This is a genomic window from Aerosakkonema sp. BLCC-F183, from assembly GCF_041929145.1.
Lineage (GTDB): Bacteria > Cyanobacteriota > Cyanobacteriia > Cyanobacteriales > Aerosakkonemataceae > Aerosakkonema.
Genome location: NZ_JBHFNU010000018.1, coordinates 37044 through 56098, shown reverse-complemented (window position 1 = coordinate 56098; position 19055 = coordinate 37044). Strand labels below are relative to the sequence as shown.

Here is a 19055-nt window from a genome sequence, read left to right as displayed (position 1 = left end):
TACACGCAGATTCATTAAACCTCTCCTCCAAAAGAATAAAAAAGGCAGGCAAGATGCCTACCCCACAAGAATTTTTGGAGAGTTACGGGCAGCTGGAATTGAGCCAGAGGAATGATTGACCCACAGGGGAACCTTCGCGCCTGCATTTTATCCCCATTCACCACAGACCCTTGTGTTAAGCCGTACAATTGTCAATGTATACTCCAAAAAAGACGTTTTTTGTCTGCTGCTAACTTGCTGGGGCTGGAAATATGACATCCTATGCAACTTCCTCTGCTAGATCGGAAATGAGCGAACTGCGGCGTTTAAAAGGATTACTGCCGCCAGAAATGCAGAGTTGGGTCACGGTTGAAGGCACAACCGAGGTGAATCCACCCCTGATTCGCTGTGAAGAAATTGGCAAAGACCAGGTGGAAATCCAAATTGACCTGGTGAAATGGGATCAATTGGCAATGGATCAGCGCAATTTGCTGTTCTGGCACGAAGTCGCCCGCATTCAAAACGATACAATTCCCAGAGATGGTTGGGAAATGGCAGCGCTAGCGATCGGCTTGGGTGGCGCTGTGGGAGAATTGTGGGTGCAAGATGGTTTGTTGCTGCTGTTGGCGCTGGGACTTTGCGGCGTGTCAGGTTGGCGACTTTATCAAAAGAATAACGGCGAACGCACGCTCAAGGAAGCGATCGACGCCGACGAAAAAGCGATCGCACTCGCCACCCGTTTCGGTTATTCTCTCCCCAATGCCTACAAAAGTCTCGGTAGCGCTTTGAAAGCGATGATCGAATTATCCCCCGCCAAACGTCAGCGCAGCAAATACGAAGCGCGACTGCAAGCGCTCAAACGTAGTGCTAACAAGGCAAAAGCCAAAATGAAAGCTTCTCGCGAAGATTACCAATCGGAAGATATTTACGGTTAGGCGATCGGTTTTGCAAAAGAAACCCGGTTTCTTGAAGAAACCGGGTTTCTGAATTCAAATTAAAATTTAACCGCTTATTTTTAATCCCGTTTATTTATGACCGCTCTTACTCTTATCCTCAAACCTGTTAGCCAGATAAAATGGTTCTGCATCCGATTTGGGTATTATGCCGTTTTTGGAAATCGGCGCTCGATCGAAAACAAACTCATTCCCTGGTTTCATAAACACGAGGGAACTCATGTTCTTCCAGATGTTTGGAAATGGGTTCTTACTCCGGATAGTGGAGGAGACTTCGATGATTTCGGAAAGTCGTAAAATTTTTGCCAAACCTCCTATTCCCATTTAATATCTTCTAAACGAATTCCCTCGCCGGATCGCAGACGTTTTCTTGCTGCTGCAATTCGTTTCAAAAAGCGAGGGTCGTTTTCTAATTGATAGTCTGCTAAATCTTCTTCAGACTGCAAACCAAGTAATATTCCCACAGGTTTTCCTTGATGGGTAATGAGGATACCTTCTTGTTCTGCTATTTGTAAATATTCAAGTAGGCTCTCCTGTACCTCAGCCATCGTTACTTCCTTCATCAATTTCTCCCTCCTTTTCCAGCCAAGCCTCTGCTTCTGATTTTGCCACAACTGCTAAAACTTCAACGACTCCTTCCGCCACGTCGTAGAAGACTCGAATATCATCAACCCTAAGTCTATATTGAGGTCGTAAAAAGTCACGTAAGCGTTTAATGCGACTTTTACTGATTTTGGTCGGTTCGTATCGCAAGTAGGTTTCTATAGCATCTCGTATTGTACCTCGAAGATCTGCTCTGAAATTTTTTATATCTTTGACCGCCTCTGGATCGAAAATGATTTCATACCGCATATACATCCTAAGTTTTACTCAAAAGGCAAAAGCCCAAATAGAAGCTAGTCGCTCAGTTTTGCGATCGCAAGATGTTTACAATTGATTCATCATCTTGTGAGTCTGCGGTATTACTCGCACTTGCTTGACAAAACGCTTCATCAGTGCTTGCCATGACAAAACGCGATCGGGTGCAGGAACAACTACCGAATCTTCACCCGGTAGTGCCGTTACAGGTTGCAAAAATACTGGAATTGCGGGATTTACAGAAGCTACCAACTCACCAGCTTGTTCTAATTCGGCTGGATTGGTTTGACTGGAAATAATTATCTTGACAAATACTTCTACTTGTGAATTGCCACAAAGTTGCAAAAACTCCTGATGAGCTTGCCAGCGATTTTCGCCGCTAACACTGGGTAGTTTGATATCCATACCGATCGAATCCAAGTAAGGCAAAACCTGGGATAATTGCTCTGGACGATGACCGCCAGTTTCCAAGTATATTGGCAAACCAGAGATCGATCGCACTTCTGGTAAAAATTGCACCAAAAACGGCGCAGAAAGAAGCGGTTCGCCACCAGTTAAACTAATGCTATCGTGCAATCCCGGTTGATTTTGCCTCGCCACCCATGACAGCAAATCTGTTAGCATTACCGGATTGGTATGAGTTTCAAAATCGCGCCATCCCGGTGTTTTTTCGATTTTACAAACTTCTGGAACACTCCAAGTATGAGCGCTATCGCAAAAATGGCACCGCAAATCGCACAACGCAAAACGAATAAAAATTTGGCGCGTACCCACATTCAATCCTTCGCCTTGAATGGCGGAGAACACTTCAATTAAACGCGCTTTTCGTGGTGTGGCGATTTGCGTTGCCATAATTATCATCTCTAAATTTCAGAAGCAGCTCGTTCGATTAACCGTCGCGCCACAGTTTGAGTACCTGTGTGTTCAAAATAGTTGGTTGTCATGTCCAGAAATGCGGCGACATAATCCAGTTTATCATCAGCGATATCTACATATTTTTTGAGATTGCCAAGAAATATTTGTGGTGTCAGATGATGAGAACCTACAAAATTATTCATCCACCCTTGCACTGAGGCGAAACTTGCGCCAATAAAGCCTAATTTATCTCCCGTACTACCTCCCGGAATGAAGTTGCTCAAGCTTTGGAAGGTGGAATTTTGTTGTAAAAGAGATGGATTAAGACCACCTAAAGTTGATTGTACCCTGGAAACAAAATCCGGGCCAAGGGGAACCAGACCATCAACGCAAACTAAAGCAGCCATTCTAATGAGAGATTCATGATGATAACTGCTTAAGGCCGCTTTAAAATCATTAACTTCGATCGCAGGCGAGCCGTTCATCTTTGAAAAAGCGATTAGCTCTGCCACTAATTTTATCGCTAAATCGATAGTTTGTACTGTATCAGCCTTGGGAGTTAGCTTGTTTAAGAAAGACAAAAAACCGACTTTTTCGCCAATTTTGTTAGCCATTGCGGCTGCACCCAGCGCCGTATCCGCGTTATCTACAGTTTGGTATATCCACAAAGCTTGCTGGTATCCTTGAGAGCGATCGCTATACAAATCGATCGTGCGATCGCGTATTTTTTTCACTGTTTTATTATTGGTTTCCCCTGTCACAGCGCGAATAGTATTTTCAAACCCGACTAAATTTTGCCATTCACCTGGAACAACCGAATCCAAAGCTCGCAGCAAATAAACGGTTACATTGCTTGTCGGGAGATTATCGAGCAATTCATTAATAGGTTTAGTCTGACTCATCGCGATTTAGAATTTGTAATTTTAGATGGGAGATTGCTTGTGTATTTAGAATGAACCCTGCTTTTTTATGATTCCTTGTGGGTGCATCTCAGTTTGACACAACTACTATTATCTACAATTTTCAATAGCAGCTTTTCGGATTCTCACAAAGAGATGCACCCTGAAGACAACTTTTTTCTAAATTTCGGCAACAGCTCGTTCGATTAGCCGACGAGCTAAAGTTTGAATGCCAGTATGTTCGTAATAATTGGTTGACACATCCAGGAAAGCACCGAGATAATCCAGCTTATCATCGCTAAATTCGATAAAGTTGGATAGGTTATGGGCAACGTTTTGCGGTGTCAAACCGCGAGAGTTGACGAAATCACCCATCCATCCAGAAACAGAAGCAAAGCTTTCGTTAATGAAGCCGAGTTTACCAGAAGAACTACCGCCAGGAATTTGATCTTGAACGCCTTGGAAACTTTGATTTTGTTCCAATTCTTGCGGACTCATACTGTTGAATTTCGACAGAACCATTTGGATAAAGTCCGGGCCAAGGGGAATCAGACCATCAAAGCAAACTAGCGCCGCCATCCGCATCAAAGATTCGCCGCTGTAGTCCCCTAAAGATGCTAAGAAATCGCCAATGCTGTCGCCGGGAATACCGTTAATTTGACAGAAGGCAACCAATTCAACGACTAACTTAACAGCTAGGTCGATCGTTTGCGCTTTTTCTGCTTTGGGAGTAATGTTGCCGAGAAAACCCAGCAGAGGCACTTTCTCACCAACTTTGTTGGCTAAAGCAGCTGCACCCAACGCAGAAGAAGCTCGATCGACTGTTTGATACAGCCATAAAGCTGTTTGGTATCCCTGCGATTTGTCGTTGAACAAATAGACGGCGCGTTCGCCAATTTGTTTGATAAAATCTGGGTCTGTTTCGCCTGTGACGGCGCGAATTGTATTATCGAAACCAACCAAATTTTGCCACTCGCCCGGAACAACAAAATCGAGCGAGCGCAACGCCATTACAGTCATACCGCCAGTGGGCAGTTCATCAACTAATTGATAAATCGTTTTGCTCACAAAAAATCCTTGTTTGATGGTTGTTATCGGAAACGTTACTGCATGAAAATTTACTTGAGTTGGGCAATTCCGCTCAAGTTAAATTTTTGCAGCCAAGTGACGCGATCGTTCTTGGTAAAAGATTTATCGCGGGATGCCACTTTTACTTGGTAGCGATTATTGACGAGGACGCCTGTAGCGTTACCGGGAGCCTCCGCAGCTGGATAACCGCCAATTTTTTCGGTACTTTGCTGGTATTTCTTCTGAGCGTCTGGAGTGCTTACCGTATCGTTAATAGACATCACGGCAACATTCTTGCCATCTTTATTCAACTTATACTCAGCAAATCCTTTCTTTTCCTGTGCTGGTACTACTTGGTAGCCGTCAGCAGACTTAGGAAAGAATTTGTTAAAGCTGCTACCTTGTTCGGCATTCTTGGCAACTGCCGGAGTAGCGCCTCTTTGGGTGCTTTCCTTTTGTGCTTGGGCATATGGGGACTTATCCTGGGCCTGACAGGAGGTGGAAGTGACGAGCAGCAACACAGCCAGTAATAAGGCTGGTATAATTCTACGCAAACGATTGAAATTCATCGTATTCTCCAGATGACTGGGGTTACAGTTCCAATTTTGGCTTAAGGTTGGGCTGTTTGTGTGGGGAGTTCTCGATCGGGGGCTGGTGACTGCGGATATTCGATCGCTAATCCCTATAAGCATTAAAAATAGAATCTGTCAATATGTAGAAAGTTAGTTTCTTGTATAGTATGGCATGATTATTTTGGATGAATGCTGTCAGCCACTGTAAAGAAGTAGTTTTGGAAACAGCAGCATCATATTTTCACTATTGAGGTAAAATCTCAAGCTTGCTAAGACCGAGATATTTGTCTATCGTTTTAGTAGCTATGATGTTTTTATATTGTTTCCATAATTGGCTAAATTCCGGCGGTAGATTTTCGGGTTAAATTCTTGGAAGAGAGTCCTCAAATTCAAGCTCCCCCTCGTTTAAGCGTGCTGGAGGCAGTCGCCTTCAAGCAAAACTTTCAACAGCTTTGCCAGGGAAGTCCGCTTCCCAGCCAAATTATCGTTGATTTCAGCCAAACCACTTTTATGGATAGTAGTGGTTTGGGTGCCCTTGTCAGCAATCTAAAAACCGCCCAGCAGCAAGAAATTCAATTAGTACTCCGGAATGTGCGACCTCAAGTTATGGCAGTGCTGTCCCTGACGGGATTAAACCAAGTCTTTGCGATCGAGGAAATCAGCGAAATCAATCCTCCCACCGTAACCCGTCGCCAAGAATTTCAGCCACCAGTTACCCATCCTTCTGTCCGTTCCTGGGTAAAACGTGTCATAGACATTGTGGGGGCGTTGGTAGGTTTGCTAATTACTGCTCTTTTGTTTATTCCCATCGCTGTTGCTATTAAGCTGAATAGTCCAGGGCCAATTTTCTTCGGCCAAATTCGCTGCGGTTGGATGGGAAAGCGCTTTCGGATGTGGAAGTTTCGATCGATGTGCGTTAATGCAGAAGCACTCAAGTCAACCGTTAAAAACCAAATATCCGGCCCACTATTCAAAAATGATAATGACCCTCGCATTACAAAAGTTGGCCGCTTTTTACGGCGCACAAGTTTTGATGAATTACCTCAATTTTGGAATGTGCTAAAAGGCGAAATGAGTTTAGTTGGCACTCGTCCGCCCACACCAGATGAAGTGGAAAAGTACGAGGTTCCAGAATGGCAGCGTTTGGATGTCAAACCGGGTATGACTGGGGAATGGCAGGTGAGCGGGCGCTCTCAAATTCGCAGTTTTGAGGATGTGATTCTTTTGGATTTGAAATATCAAAAAAACTGGAGTCTCATGTATGATATGAAGCTCATTTTAAAAACTATTGTGGTTGTGTTTATAAAAAAAAGTGGCGCAGTTTAAGCAATTGAAATTTTTAGATTTTAAAATCTTTACGTAAAGAAACCGGGTTTCTTAAAAAAATCGTTGCTTTCTCAATTAGATATCGACTCAGAAACCCGGTTTCTGGCTTCGGCGTGCGTAACGTCCTGCTAAAATTACCCGTTATCTTGTACAATCAACACCGAGCAATGCGCGTTGTGGGTGACGTAGTTGCTGACGCTACCCAGTCCCATCTCTTTCAATCTAATCCGATCGCGATGCCCCATAACAATGAGGTCAGCATCCCAAGTCCGAGCTAAGTCGCAAATGCTCCACCTGGGGTTGCCCGTATTTTGGCAAAACTCGGCTTTTACCCCCGCTGTAGTGGCTTTGGCTGAGCGCGATCGCAATATTTCTATACCTCGCTCTTCAAACTCTTTCAGCCTCTTTAAATAACTATCGATCTGTTCGTGTCTGCCTGCATAATAACTCAAGCTAGGCTGCAATTCCATGTTTGGATAACCTTCATCTTCGGGAGATAAAACGTGCAGCAACATAAGATGAGCGTTGGTTAGTTTCGCCAAGGATAGAGCTTTCTCAAAAATATGCTTGCTGTCTTCAGAGTTATCCATTGCTACCAGTATTTTGCGGAACATATAAACTTTTTCTTCAAAGTAAGTTAAATGGCAGGACTTATCGCAAATCCGTTTTAATTGCTTTTTCTCATTGAAAGTTAATATCTGTAGAAAGGTTCGATCGAACATCTCTACCGCAGGGAAAAACGGAGGACTTGTACAAGCCGATCGCCTCTTGTCCCTAGTAGTTTACCGAATTAATTTTGACCTAGAAATAGAATTTTTCCTTTCTTTACAGTCCAAAAAAATTATCAAAATTAGTCTGGTGGACTACTAGCCAAACCTTTTTATATAACGGCTTGCCCTTGTCTGAGTACACCCCAGAAACCCGCTAAGTTCTGCGAAACCGGATTTCTTGTACCGCACTCGCCTGCAAGCTGCTGTATAGAAAATCTGCATAAGTCCTTAGTGATTTAAGCATAAATCAACTTTTGTCATTAGTCACGAGTTATAAACAAAAAAATATCAAAACAGCAAGATGAGTAGTTAGCGGTGTTTCCGCTAACTACTCACTCCTAACAGCTAACAGCCCAAATTAAACTCGCCCAACTGATGCTTCAGCTGACGCCTTCCACCTGCGCGATGTCTAGCAGAGTTTTCATCACTGAATCGGGGTTCAGACTGATCGAATCAATGCCCAGTTCGACTAAGAAACGAGCGAATTCGGGATAGTCAGAAGGTGCTTGACCGCAGATACCGATCTTGCGATTATTCTTCTTCGCTTTTTCGATCGCCAACCGCACCATTTCCTTCACGCCTTCGTTGCGTTCGTCGAAAATGTGGGCCACTAAAGCCGAGTCGCGATCGAGCCCCAAAGTCAGCTGCGTCAAGTCATTAGAACCGATCGAAAAGCCGTCAAACACTTCACTGAATCGATCGGCCATAATCACGTTATTGGGAATTTCGCACATCACGTAGACTTGCAGATCGTTTTCGCCGCGCTTGAGGCCATATTTTTCCATTTCCGCCAGCACCTTGCGACCTTCATCGGGAGTGCGGCAAAAAGGAATCATCGGGATAACATTAACCAAACCCATTTCATTCCGTACCCGCTTCAGCGCTTGACATTCCAAACCATACGCATCGCGATATTTTTCATCGTAGTAACGAGAAGCACCGCGCCAACCGATCATCGGGTTTTCTTCTTTCGGTTCAAACTGTTTGCCACCCAACAAGTTGGCGTATTCGTTGCTCTTGAAATCCGACATCCGCACTACTACCGGGTTGGGATAGAATGCAGCTGCGATCGTACCGATTCCGTGCGCCAACTTATCCACAAAGAAATCCGGCTTACTATTATATAGTGCAGTTAGCTCGCCAATTTCTCGCTTCACCGATTCATCTTCCAGTTTGTCGAAATGAATCAGCGCCAAAGGATGGCATTTAATATGGTTGGCAATGATAAATTCCAAGCGTGCCAATCCTACACCATCGCAAGGAATCGAAGCTAAACCGAAAGCTTCTTCTGGATTACCCACATTCATCAAAATCTTAGTGCGGGTGCGCGGTAAATTATCTAATTGGGTTTCTTGGACTTCAAACGGCAGCAGACCTTGATAAACCCGTCCTTCTTCCCCTTCCGCACAGCAGACGGTAACTTCTTGACCGTTAGTCAAAACACCCGTAGCATTACTGCAACCGACAATTGCCGGAATGCCCATTTCGCGAGCGATAATTGCGGCGTGGCAGGTACGTCCGCCTTGATTGGTGACGATCGCACTCGCTTTCTTCATGATCGGTTCCCAATCCGGGTCAGTCTTGTTTGTTACCAACACTTCACCGGCTTGGAATTGATCGATTTTGTGAACGTCAAGAATGACGCGAGCTTTGCCTTGACCGATCATTTCGCCCACAGCACGACCGGTTACCAGTACTTCGCTCTTGCCTTTGAGTTGATAGCTACGCAGAACGCTGCTGGATTTTTGAGATTGCACCGTTTCCGGACGCGCTTGCACAATGAACAATTCGCCGGTTAAGCCGTCTTTGGCCCACTCTATGTCCATCGGGCTGTAGCTACCCCGCAGTTCGGAATAGTGATCTTCAATGATGCAAGCCCATTTTGCTAATGTCAGAATTTCCTCGTCGTTGAGGGCGTATTTCCCCCGTTCTGATTCTGGTACGGATACGTTTTTGGTTTGTTTACCGCCGCCAACGTCATAAATCATTTTGATTTCTTTACTGCCGAGGCGTTTTTCCAGGATGGGGCGGTAGCCTTGTTTGAGAGTGGGTTTAAAGACGAAGTATTCGTCGGGGTTAACTGCGCCTTGGACTACGTTTTCGCCCAAACCATAAGCGGCGGTAACTAAGGCGGCGTTCTTGAAGCCGGTTTCTGTGTCGATCGAGAACATAACGCCGGAAGAAGCTAAGTCGGAACGTATCATTTTTTGCACGCCGACGGAAAGGGCGACTTCAAAGTGATCGAAGCCTTTGATGGTGCGATAGGAGATGGCGCGATCGGTAAAGATGGAGGCAAAGCATTTATGGCAAGCTTCCAACACTGCTTCTACGCCGTAAACGTTCAGGTAGGTTTCTTGTTGACCGGCAAAACTGGCATCGGGCAAATCTTCTGCTGTGGCGCTGGAACGAACGGCAACATCGAGATCGAGACTGTATTTTTCGCAGGCTTCTTTATCGTTGGGGTCAAGTTCTTGGCAAGATTCTCCTGTGCCGTATCGATCGCATAACTTTTTATATGCCTCAGCGATCGCTTCTTCTAAATCTTCCGGAAAAGGTGTGTTCAGAATTAAAGCACGAGCTTGCTTACCCTTCATCCGCAAGTTCTTTACATCATCTACATTTAGGTCGGAAAATAGCTGGCGCAGCGTTTTTTCTAAACCCGCTTGTTCGATGAAGTACCGATAAGCATAAGCTGTCGTGGCAAATCCAGTCGGAACTTGCACTCCTGTAGAAGATAGCTGTTGAATCATTTCTCCTAAAGAAGCATTTTTGCCGCCGACCAAAGGAACGTCGCTGAGGCGAATTTCTTCAAAAGTCAGCACTAAAGATTTTTCTCTTTCCAGCCGCGATTGTTCTTGTGAATATAGTTCTGTTTGCAACATTTATTTATCTCCCGTAATAAATCTCTTCAATCGTTACTGCTGTTTAGCAGAGGGAGCCTTTTGCAATGCTCGATTTTCTTTCTAATTGCATCCTATCGCTTTCTCTAGCCAACACAAAGAACATTCTTTTTGTTTCCTTACTTACCAAAAGTAAAAAATGTCTCTCTGCTTGTATTAGGGTATTTCTTAAGAAAAATAAATTGTTATGTTGCTAATTTCAAAAAAAACAGTTTATCCAACAATTGTTTCAATAAAAATATAAGTTTTTAAGGCAACGACAAGTGATAAAATATAAAAGCTATAAGTAGATTTTTTATGACTGAATGTTAAATTTCATTACTTGTAAAGCAAAGTTACATTTATAGAACTAACTGTCTTTGCCGCTCTTCCCGTCCCCCTGTCTCCGTTTTTTCGGCCATAGGGTATGGGGCGATGTAGTGTAGGGTGTTGGTAATGATTTTACGGCAAGCGTTTCATAAAATCGATCGGCTTTACTTATGGCATTATCTACCGGATAGCCAATCCAAAAAGGCACTTATACAATGTCGGCGTAAATAAGCGCATTTTTGTAATAATTCTTAATTTTAGCCAGCGATTAACTTGTTACACAGCGAAACAAAATCTACGCTCCAGAGTAACTGTTTGCCGATTTCGTCTAAACCTCAGCACTTCGATCGAACTTTTGGACGAGCAATTTTGTTTTTCAGATTTTTTTTAATAAATTGTGATCTTTTTAACAGAAAAATCTCAGCTAGCGTGGTTTGATATTTAATAGACAAAAAAAAGTTTCTGCGCGGGATCTCCACATTGTTGGTTTAATCTCAAAACAGGAGCGGCTCAATGGTTGGTTATACTTAATTTCACAAGTTAAACCAATAGAGCTGATTTTCTTTTAACCACAAGCAATTAAACCTGCTGATGTTTTAATCTACAACTTTTCACCAGAGTATAAAATACTAGGATTTATAACAAATGTTACCAATAAGCAAAAATTCTCTCTATTGTACTGGAGTTTCCTTTTTTTCCAGAAAGTTACTTAGGCGATCTGATTCCTTATAGGAGCCACTAAGTGGCAAAGTATTAGCATTTGTAGAACCTAGAGTAGAGCTACAAATTTGAATAAACAATGGTTTGCCAATAACGAGAAAGATTACAAACTATACAGTCTATATTTAGCTGGAGGAATGTTATGACTAAGTGTCTGTGTTGCTCGAATCAGTTACTGCGCCATATTAGACATAGCCGCGTTTACTGGTTTTGTTCCCACTGCTGGCAAGAAATGCCGGATCTCACAGAGGTTGTCGCATCTACTCAACCCTATAGACCGACAATTAAACAGCTGATCGATCGCTCTGCCTTAACTACTAGCTAGACAGTATTTAAGGTAAAAATTTTGAAATGTAAAATTTTTCACAATTTTGATATTGCCGATCGATCTCCAAAGTCTTTAGCGAAAAACAAAATTAAAGCCCCTGATAGAGTAATTCAAGGGCTTTAATTTGTATTTATTTTGAATAACAGAGCTTCCCTCTCGCAGCCCATTGAGAACTTTAGCGACTTTTATCAATCTTTTCCTTTGATGTCAACTGGATGAATTCATTTGATTTACTCCACATTAGAAATCTCATTCACCACTCGCAGCCGTCCCCGACGCACTCCGTACAGTACTCGATCGAGGATGCTTTGTTCTTCTTCGCTTAAACTATTTTGCAAAAGTGCTGCCATTAATCCGTAGCGATCCGCAAGAGTTATGCGTCCAGAACTGGTAGCTTCAGCAAATAACTCGAACAGGCCAGTTGGAAGAAGATTAATGTGATTAAACATCGCTTTTGCTTGAACTCGATGATTTTATTATGTTTCAAGCTTCTGAAGTGGAAAGCGATCGATCTGTAAAGAAATTGTGATATTTCCCTGTCCACTTTACCGATGCAGATCCATTATTTAAGCGATCTCGATCGCAATCACAGGAAAAATAGGGTTGGTAAGGGATGTCGATCGGAGATCGCGTCTGTTTTTTTACCGACCTTAAAAAAGTCAGCCATAAACGTAGTATATCTAGGAGACAAGCGAAGTAGCTTAAGGGAAAATACGGAAACTTGGCTGTCTTTTGCCTCTTTCAGCGTTACCATATCCGTATTTCTCCTGCACGAATCCTGAATTACCAGTAACTCTAACGATATGAATCACGAAGATTTGATGAAGATGGCGATCGAGCAAGCAAAGCAAGGCGACTTTCCCTTTGGTACGGTGATAGTCAAAGATGGCAAAATAGCGATCGCCGCCCATAACACCGTCAAGCGAGATAAAGACCCCTCCGCCCACGCAGAAATCAACGCCATTCGTCGTTTAACCGCCAAAATTGGCAATTACTCTCTCCAAGGCTATACCTTATATACCTCTTGCGAGCCTTGTCCTATGTGTGCCACAGCCTGTATTTGGACAGGCATATCAGAAATTGTTTACGGTGCTTCTATTCAAGATTTAATTGCCTGTGGCATTCCTCAAATTGATTTACCTTGCGAAGAAATCATTGCCAAAGGATTTAGGAAAATTCCCGTTACAAAAGGTATTTTAAAAGCCGAATCTCTAGAATTGTTTAAGAGTGGATCTGAAAAATAATTTTTGGGGAATTTTTACCACAGATGAATACAGATGAACACAGATGAACACAGATGAAGATGTAGATTTTTAGCGAGGCACAGATCGAAGCGATCGCAATTGCACTGAGCAAGTGCTTAAAGTAATTGCTTTTGCGTTCGATCGGTAATGCCTAAAACTTTTCTAAACGTCAGAGATATCCTTCTCGTTCTTACAAATTCCTTGCCTTCATACTTATCTTTCTTACGAGGTGCAATACTGTGTTGCCATTCGGATCTAGCCTGTTTCTGTAAGATAAGCAAACTTCCCGGCAATAGTAAAATTGGTATTTTTTGTTTCGTTTGGCTGTGAGTAAAGTCCATCACGCAAACACTCCCCAAACTTAATGAAATAATCGTTTCACCAAAACAGGGTACGCAGTCGATATGTGCAGCTATTCCCTGACCGGGTTCGTATTCGTTAATAATTAGTTGATCCGGTAAAGTTTCTGTTAAATTTTCTCGATAAAGTTGTTTGGCAATACTCAGTAACCAATCCGGTATATCGCCCAGATACAGCGATGATTCAATCGAGCGTTTTTGATAATTATATTTGTAACCGTAATGCTGAACTCTTCTTTTTAATTCAGTTGACCAGACTTGGCGATCGATCTTATCCAATAATTGACATTGTTCAGCCGCGCTAATGTAATCGCAAATGCACTTAAGGCCAGGAACTTCCAACATCATTACTCAATCTGAAAATACTACTCTGTTCTGTATGTCAATGGCATTCCTTTATATTCCGATAACCAAGCCGGAACAGGACTTAAGGAAATTGACATTGTACCATTTGGCGAGGCTTGATAAATCCATTGACTACCGGGACATACAGACGAATCCATACTTGAAATTGAGGCACAAAAAAAAGTTTTTCAATTTTGATGGCATTAATATGATTGTTGCATATGCTACACGAAAAGGTTCACTCCATTATCCCAGGTGAGAATTATACGAGCGTGGGGATTGAAATTTCCCTCTTTGGGAGATCTTGCCAGTAGTTGCTTGCCAGGAAAATTTTTTCTTCTCCCCCATATCCCCATCTTCTTTGCTTTTAACTTTTGACTTTTGACTTTTGACTTTTGACTTACTCCCCCTCCCCCGCATTTTGGGCAGCAGCGCGATCGGTTAATATATCAAAGCGTGTCTGAAAGTTAACACAGTAGGGAAACTTCGGTGTAACTCCGAGGCTGTGCGGCAGCTGTAAGCGAGCGTCAACTGCTTCGTAAGCCAGAATGCCTACCTGCAACTGTCCACCATAATTTCCTGCCTCGCACAGGAAGGGATTATATTAATGTTTGCTCCCAATTCATCCAATCCGACTTCTGTATCTAACTCCCAGTCCAAAGAATTGCCACCTCTGCCGCTGCAACGTCCTCTACTGGCGATCGGTCACGGCAGCAGAGATGATGATGGAAGGCAGAGTTTTCTAGAATTTGCCGCCGCCTATCAAGCTTTGGACACCTCTCGTCCCGTCGTACCCTGCTTTCTGGAACTGACCGGCCCTACAATCCAAGAGGGTATAGACAAGTGCGTCGAACAAGGCTATACCGAACTTTCAGCCTTGCCAATACTTTTATTTGCAGCTCGACACAACAAGTTTGACATCACCAACGAATTAGACCGGGCAAAACAAAGGCATCCCCAGCTAAAGATTCACTACGGGCGTCATTTTGGCGTGACCCCAGGAATATTAGAATTGTGGGGTCAGCGCCTTGCCGAACTCGATCGACCGGAGTGGAAGCGAGAAGATACCGTCCTCCTATTTGTCGGTCGAGGTTCCAGCGACCCGGATGCCAACGGCGACGTATACAAACTCGCCCGCATCCTTTGGGAAGGCAGCGGTTATCTGACAGTCGAAACTTGCTTTATCGGCATTACTCATCCCCGTTTGGAAGAAGGTTTCCGTCGCGCCAGACTCTACCAACCCAAACGGATTATAGTTTTACCGTACTTCCTCTTCACCGGACTTCTGGTTAAAAAGATTTTCGATATCACCGCCCAACAGCAAGAGCAATATCCCGATATTGCCATGACTTGCTTACCGGAAATGGGGCTTCATCCCCAACTTTTCAGGGTATTACGAGAACGGGAAATTGAAACTCAGCTAGGTCAAGTGCAGATGAACTGCGAAATGTGTAAGTTCCGCTTAGCATTTAATTCCTCCAGCAACGGACATTCTCACGCCCACGATCGTTTCCATGACGGACACGGACATGGCCATCACCATTCTCACGATCGCTCTCACGATGATTCTGCCCATAATCACGCCCACGAACATGACCACCATCACGGACACCACAGTCATCATAACCACAGCCATGACCATGACCACCCCGCCGTTGACCCTTATGCAGATTTAGAACAATATCATCAAAAAATTTGGCAAGCACCCTAAGAGATTTTGGATTTTGGATTTTGGATTTTGGATTGTATTTAAATCTGAAATTTGAAATCTAAAATTTGAAATTTGCTACTGACCACTGACCACTGACCGCTGACCGATGACTAAAGAATTTACTGTTGGTGAAAAAGTCCGAGTGGTGGCATTACCACCTTACGTCAAAACAGCCGAACCAATGCCAATGCTGCGTCCTCGCGACGTGATTCGCCTTGGCGAAGAAGGGATAGTGATCGATCGCCGTCCGGGGGGTTATTGGGGCGTTCGCTTTGCTAGAGGAGCGTTCCTAATGGATAGCCAGTACATTGAGTCGATCGAATCAGAAATCACCGACTCAACCTACTAATCCTTCCTGTTGCAGCCCTTCAATCACTTGCAGTCCGCGAGGATCGCCAACTCTCAACAGAGAAGCTTTGGCATCTTCTCTGACTCCCATATCGACATCTTCTTCTAGCGCCATAATGAGAGCGTCGATCGCACCAGCATAAACAACATTAGAAGGCAGTTCCCGGCAAAGTTGTCCCAACGCCCAGGCACAGTTACTGCGTACAGCAGCGACCGGATCTTGAATTAAAGCTTCAATCAGCGGCGGTACTCCCGCTATTACTGATTCGTAGCTTACCTCAGCCATTTGTGCCAAACCGCTAGCAGCCCACAAACGCACCGCAGAAATATCTGTTTTGAGGGCGTCGATCAGAGGTGGCAAAGAACGGCGATCGCGACAATTTCCCAAGGCCCAGACAATGCCTTTACGAACATAGCCATTCCAATCCCGATTTAGCTGGGAGATTAAAGGCTCAACCGCATCTGGACTGGGGTTTCTTCCCAGTGCATAAGCTGCACTCACCCGCACCAAAGGACACGGATCTGTCAGTAAGCAAATCAAATGCGGGATAGCGCGATCGTCCTGAAGTTCGCAGAAAGCCCGCGTCGCGATCATCCGTTGCTGCGTATCTTGTGCCGTCAGCAGCGCCAGCATTGCCTCTGGATCTGGCTTGGCAACTTCTGTTTCTTCCAGAGGTTCCAGTCGATCGAGGGGACTTTCTAAGTCAATCTCTGGATCTAGTAGGGTTAGGTCGTCATCGTCATACATAACTGTAAACTACCTTAATCAGAGCCAATCCCACCAGTTTTTTCGCGGTGGGGATTGGGTGTGGGGTGTAGGGTGCCGTCAGGCAGGCTCAGCATCTCAGAAAAGTTAAGAAACTTAAAATTATAACGCAGTTTTTTAATATACAAAACTTAAATTTGGTATATTACACCACATAAAGGGCTCATTCAATTAAGACCCTCAAGCGCAGGAGTGTAATGTGACAGATCACTTAGAACCCTATCGGCAGCTAGCTCGTGCGATCCGATTCGCTCCCCCGCAGGGGCAACATGAGCGATTCAATCGATTGGTGCATCAGCCGCTTCCCGTACCGTCAGTGCCTAATGTCAATACAGCACAGGTGGCACAGTCATCTTTTGTTACACCCGATCCAGGGCCAAGCCCAGATCCGTCAGAACACGCGGCGGCGCTAGTGCGTGCAGCGGTTTCTAAGCATACCGTCCTGCCACCGACCTATAACATTCAAGAAAATATAGGCGATCGCATCAGCCGCTTAGCAAACCACAAAATAACCGCACCGCTTATTATAGCGCCTAAAATTCCCGAACCTGACCCCAACTGGACGCCACCTCCTCCTCCCGTCACTCAAAATTTAGTTACTCAAGCACCAACGCTGACAGAGGTAAGTGTTGAAAATAAGTCAGCTGTCCCTCACCCAGAAACCCCTGTTAACTTAAGTGAAGTTCCGACAACAACATTTGTCCCAACTGAGGATGTCTCTCCCCCAGAAACTCAGTCAATAGACTTAAGTCAAATCGAAACAATCGTTATCGAAACTGAGGATGTCTCTCCCCCAGAAACTCAGTCAATAGACTTAAGTCAAATCGAAACAATCGTTGTCGAAACTGAGGATGTCTCTCCCCCAGAAACTCAGTCAATAGACTTAAGTCAAATCGAAACAATCGTTGTCGAAGCGGAAGATTTAGTTCTGCCAGAAACGCAACCAGTAGAATCTAATCAAACTGACACAACAGTTGTTGAAACTGATGATGAATCTGCCCCAGAAACTCAGTCAGTAGACTTAAGTCAAATCGAAACAATCGTTGTCGAAGCGGAAGATTTAGTTCTGCCAGAAACGCAACCAGTAGAATCTAATCAAACTGACACAACAGTTGTTGAAACTGATGATGTCTCTGCCCCAGAAACTCAGTCAGTAGAATCAAATCAAATCGAAACAACAGTTGTCAAAACAGAGGATTTAGTTGCGCCAGAAACGCAACCAGTAGAATCAAATCAAACTGACACAACAGTTGTTGAAACTGATGATGTCTCTGCCTCAGAAACTCAGCAAGCAGATTTAAGCTTAGCTACTGCACCTGTGGAAAATGAAGCAGCCATCACCGCAGCGGTAACGGCAGCAGCAGAAATTCAAGATGCCGTACCTGTTGTCGAAAAAGAAGATTTAGCTGGACAAGAAGAACAAGGAGAAGAACAAGGAGAAGAGTTAAATCAAACAGCCACAAATGATGGGTCAGAATTGGCAGTTTCTGAAGTAAAAACATTGCCAAAATCAGAGAGCGAAGCATCGGAAAGCAACAACCTTACAGTTACTTGTCCGAAATGTGACTCTACTGATGTTCGCAAAAATGGCCGTCAAAAGGACAAACAAAAGTACCTTTGCAAAAACTGCGGCAGACAATTTGTTTGGACTGCTTCTGTGGAGGAAAAAGTTCAGCCGAAGTCTGAGACAGAAGAACCAAAGCCTGTTGATGAAATCTTCACCCCTAAATCAAAAGGTTCCAAGAGCAAACTTAAGAAACCATCTAAAGGCTTTGGACGTGGCAAAAAAAGGTAAGACTGTTGTCGGTGTCGTAGTTGATAGTTCATAGTTTAAAGAGAATGGCTAATAGTTAATCGCCACGAACAATTAGCCATTAGCGATCGACTATGAAATATAGCAACCGCTCATGTTAGGATGTTCTTAATTCCTGAAACATTTGATTGTAGACACTTCTTCCCCGACACCCTACCCCCTAGCTATATGAACTATAAGATAGGTTTAACCATCGAAAGGGAGTGTGTTTGGTAGCCCAACTTGCTGTATAAATTCACAGCAGGTTGGTTGACAAGAAATACCTGAAGACCAATTTGGCGATCGCCCCTTGCTTTGGCCCACTCCTCACCCAGGCGCATCAGAGCTGTAGCGATACCCTGACGGCGATGTTTTGGCAGCACGTAAAGCAAAAAAATATGGGCATGACGATCGCCAGAAACCTGATCGATCGCATTACCCATCCACAAGCAAGCTACCCGATGCGAGTATCCTCGCTTCTCCTTACCCCCCTCAATCCCCCCGCTACGGGGGGAAGACAACGAAAAATTTTGATGACTGGGAAGTTGGTCGGGATTGTCTTCCCCCTTATCTAAAAATTCCACTAACCAAAGCGGCGTATCTTTGGAAAAATATCGATCGACAGTATCAGCCAAATGGGAAATATTGCCACCAGGAAAAAGCTCCTGGTAAGTTTGCTGCATAAACTTTACCAGCACCGCTCGATCCAAACTTGACCCAACATAAAGCTGATAGTCTGGGAGGATTAGCATTTATAGCTCAGCCAATCGGGTAGGCATGGCCCACCCCAGTGTATCAACAGCACCCACCTCCTCAATCGGTGCCGGTGCAGCCATATCGGAGGGCAAAAAGATCCGAGCGCTGACGGCTACCAAAGCCACTAAAAATACCAGCAAAATCAAAAACGGAGTTACGTATGCACGGAAGAAAGCCATGTTTGGGATTGGATAAAC

22 protein-coding genes and 1 riboswitch are annotated in these 19055 nt (G+C 44.2%); of the genes, 7 read left to right on the top strand and 15 right to left on the bottom strand.

Features of this window, described 5'->3' with window-relative positions; translation table 11 throughout:
- Window positions 1-251: 251 nt before the first annotated feature.
- Window positions 252-914, top strand: coding sequence for a DUF3318 domain-containing protein (locus ACE1CD_RS05020; protein WP_374800557.1), 663 nt, complete (start codon window positions 252-254; stop codon window positions 912-914).
- Between the two features lie 90 nt (window positions 915-1004).
- Here ACE1CD_RS05020 and ACE1CD_RS05015 read toward each other — a convergent pair whose 3' ends face one another.
- The 7 genes from ACE1CD_RS05015 to ACE1CD_RS04985 form a co-directional block, all read right to left on the bottom strand.
- Window positions 1005-1154 (bottom strand): hypothetical protein, encoded by a 150-nt coding sequence (locus ACE1CD_RS05015; RefSeq protein WP_374822042.1) that lies wholly within the window; start codon window positions 1152-1154, stop codon window positions 1005-1007.
- Window positions 1155-1246: 92 nt separating this feature from the next.
- On the bottom strand, window positions 1247-1495 hold the full coding sequence (locus ACE1CD_RS05010; RefSeq protein ID WP_374822039.1) for a type II toxin-antitoxin system Phd/YefM family antitoxin: 249 nt from the start codon (window positions 1493-1495) through the stop codon (window positions 1247-1249).
- Window positions 1473-1784, bottom strand: coding sequence for a type II toxin-antitoxin system RelE/ParE family toxin (locus ACE1CD_RS05005; RefSeq protein ID WP_374822036.1), 312 nt, complete (start codon window positions 1782-1784; stop codon window positions 1473-1475). Before ACE1CD_RS05005 ends, ACE1CD_RS05010 begins: the two co-directional genes overlap by 23 nt.
- Window positions 1785-1859: 75 nt before the next feature.
- Window positions 1860-2642 (bottom strand): 7-carboxy-7-deazaguanine synthase QueE, encoded by a 783-nt coding sequence (locus ACE1CD_RS05000; RefSeq protein WP_374822033.1) that lies wholly within the window; start codon window positions 2640-2642, stop codon window positions 1860-1862.
- 11 nt (window positions 2643-2653) lie between these two features.
- Window positions 2654-3547, bottom strand: a complete 894-nt coding sequence (locus ACE1CD_RS04995; RefSeq protein WP_374822030.1) for a hypothetical protein — start codon at window positions 3545-3547, stop codon at window positions 2654-2656.
- A 177-nt stretch (window positions 3548-3724) separates the two neighbouring features.
- Complete coding sequence (locus ACE1CD_RS04990) at window positions 3725-4612, bottom strand: hypothetical protein (protein WP_374822027.1); 888 nt, start codon at window positions 4610-4612, stop codon at window positions 3725-3727.
- A gap of 50 nt (window positions 4613-4662) precedes the next feature.
- Entirely contained in the window at window positions 4663-5181 is a 519-nt protein-coding gene (locus tag ACE1CD_RS04985) for a hypothetical protein (RefSeq protein WP_374822024.1), read from the bottom strand.
- A gap of 372 nt (window positions 5182-5553) precedes the next feature.
- Between ACE1CD_RS04985 and ACE1CD_RS04980 the strand changes: the two genes are divergently transcribed.
- Window positions 5554-6510, top strand: coding sequence for an exopolysaccharide biosynthesis polyprenyl glycosylphosphotransferase (locus tag ACE1CD_RS04980; RefSeq protein WP_374822021.1), 957 nt, complete (start codon window positions 5554-5556; stop codon window positions 6508-6510).
- Window positions 6511-6644: 134 nt separating this feature from the next.
- On the opposite strand, the gene ACE1CD_RS04975 is transcribed toward ACE1CD_RS04980, so the two are convergent.
- A complete protein-coding gene (locus tag ACE1CD_RS04975; protein ID WP_374800543.1) occupies window positions 6645-7232 on the bottom strand; it encodes a universal stress protein in 588 nt (195 codons plus the stop codon).
- A 428-nt stretch (window positions 7233-7660) separates the two neighbouring features.
- Window positions 7661-10162: a phosphoenolpyruvate synthase gene (ppsA, locus tag ACE1CD_RS04970; RefSeq protein ID WP_374822018.1), complete on the bottom strand. Its 2502-nt coding sequence runs from the start codon at window positions 10160-10162 to the stop codon at window positions 7661-7663.
- 1189 nt (window positions 10163-11351) lie between these two features.
- On the opposite strand from ppsA, the gene ACE1CD_RS04965 reads away from it, so the two are divergent.
- Complete coding sequence (locus tag ACE1CD_RS04965) at window positions 11352-11534, top strand: hypothetical protein (RefSeq protein ID WP_190463883.1); 183 nt, start codon at window positions 11352-11354, stop codon at window positions 11532-11534.
- Between the two features lie 233 nt (window positions 11535-11767).
- Here ACE1CD_RS04965 and ACE1CD_RS04960 read toward each other — a convergent pair whose 3' ends face one another.
- Window positions 11768-11986: a hypothetical protein gene (locus ACE1CD_RS04960; protein WP_374800539.1), complete on the bottom strand. Its 219-nt coding sequence runs from the start codon at window positions 11984-11986 to the stop codon at window positions 11768-11770.
- 137 nt (window positions 11987-12123) lie between these two features.
- Window positions 12124-12291: a hypothetical protein gene (locus ACE1CD_RS04955; RefSeq protein ID WP_374800537.1), complete on the bottom strand. Its 168-nt coding sequence runs from the start codon at window positions 12289-12291 to the stop codon at window positions 12124-12126.
- Window positions 12292-12340: 49 nt separating this feature from the next.
- On the opposite strand from ACE1CD_RS04955, the gene ACE1CD_RS04950 reads away from it, so the two are divergent.
- Window positions 12341-12781, top strand: coding sequence for a nucleoside deaminase (locus ACE1CD_RS04950; protein WP_374800535.1), 441 nt, complete (start codon window positions 12341-12343; stop codon window positions 12779-12781).
- A gap of 116 nt (window positions 12782-12897) precedes the next feature.
- Here ACE1CD_RS04950 and ACE1CD_RS04945 read toward each other — a convergent pair whose 3' ends face one another.
- Window positions 12898-13488 (bottom strand): alpha-ketoglutarate-dependent dioxygenase AlkB, encoded by a 591-nt coding sequence (locus tag ACE1CD_RS04945; protein WP_374800533.1) that lies wholly within the window; start codon window positions 13486-13488, stop codon window positions 12898-12900.
- A gap of 436 nt (window positions 13489-13924) precedes the next feature.
- A riboswitch (cobalamin riboswitch) is annotated at window positions 13925-14060 on the top strand.
- A 32-nt stretch (window positions 14061-14092) separates the two neighbouring features.
- Between ACE1CD_RS04945 and ACE1CD_RS04940 the strand changes: the two genes are divergently transcribed.
- Complete coding sequence (locus ACE1CD_RS04940; protein ID WP_374822015.1) at window positions 14093-15196, top strand: sirohydrochlorin chelatase; 1104 nt, start codon at window positions 14093-14095, stop codon at window positions 15194-15196.
- 106 nt (window positions 15197-15302) lie between these two features.
- Entirely contained in the window at window positions 15303-15545 is a 243-nt protein-coding gene (gene sipA / locus ACE1CD_RS04935) for a regulatory protein SipA (RefSeq protein WP_374822013.1), read from the top strand.
- On the opposite strand, the gene ACE1CD_RS04930 is transcribed toward sipA, so the two are convergent.
- A complete protein-coding gene (locus ACE1CD_RS04930; protein ID WP_374800527.1) occupies window positions 15534-16292 on the bottom strand; it encodes a HEAT repeat domain-containing protein in 759 nt (252 codons plus the stop codon). The two genes, sipA and ACE1CD_RS04930, sit on opposite strands and share 12 nt — an antisense overlap.
- Window positions 16293-16509: 217 nt before the next feature.
- Between ACE1CD_RS04930 and ACE1CD_RS04925 the strand changes: the two genes are divergently transcribed.
- A complete protein-coding gene (locus ACE1CD_RS04925) occupies window positions 16510-18105 on the top strand; it encodes an IS1 family transposase (RefSeq protein WP_374822011.1) in 1596 nt (531 codons plus the stop codon).
- A gap of 191 nt (window positions 18106-18296) precedes the next feature.
- Here ACE1CD_RS04925 and ACE1CD_RS04920 read toward each other — a convergent pair whose 3' ends face one another.
- Window positions 18297-18854, bottom strand: a complete 558-nt coding sequence (locus tag ACE1CD_RS04920) for a GNAT family N-acetyltransferase (RefSeq protein ID WP_374822008.1) — start codon at window positions 18852-18854, stop codon at window positions 18297-18299.
- Window positions 18855-19037, bottom strand: a complete 183-nt coding sequence (locus ACE1CD_RS04915) for a hypothetical protein (RefSeq protein WP_374800521.1) — start codon at window positions 19035-19037, stop codon at window positions 18855-18857.
- Window positions 19038-19055 lie beyond the last annotated feature (18 nt).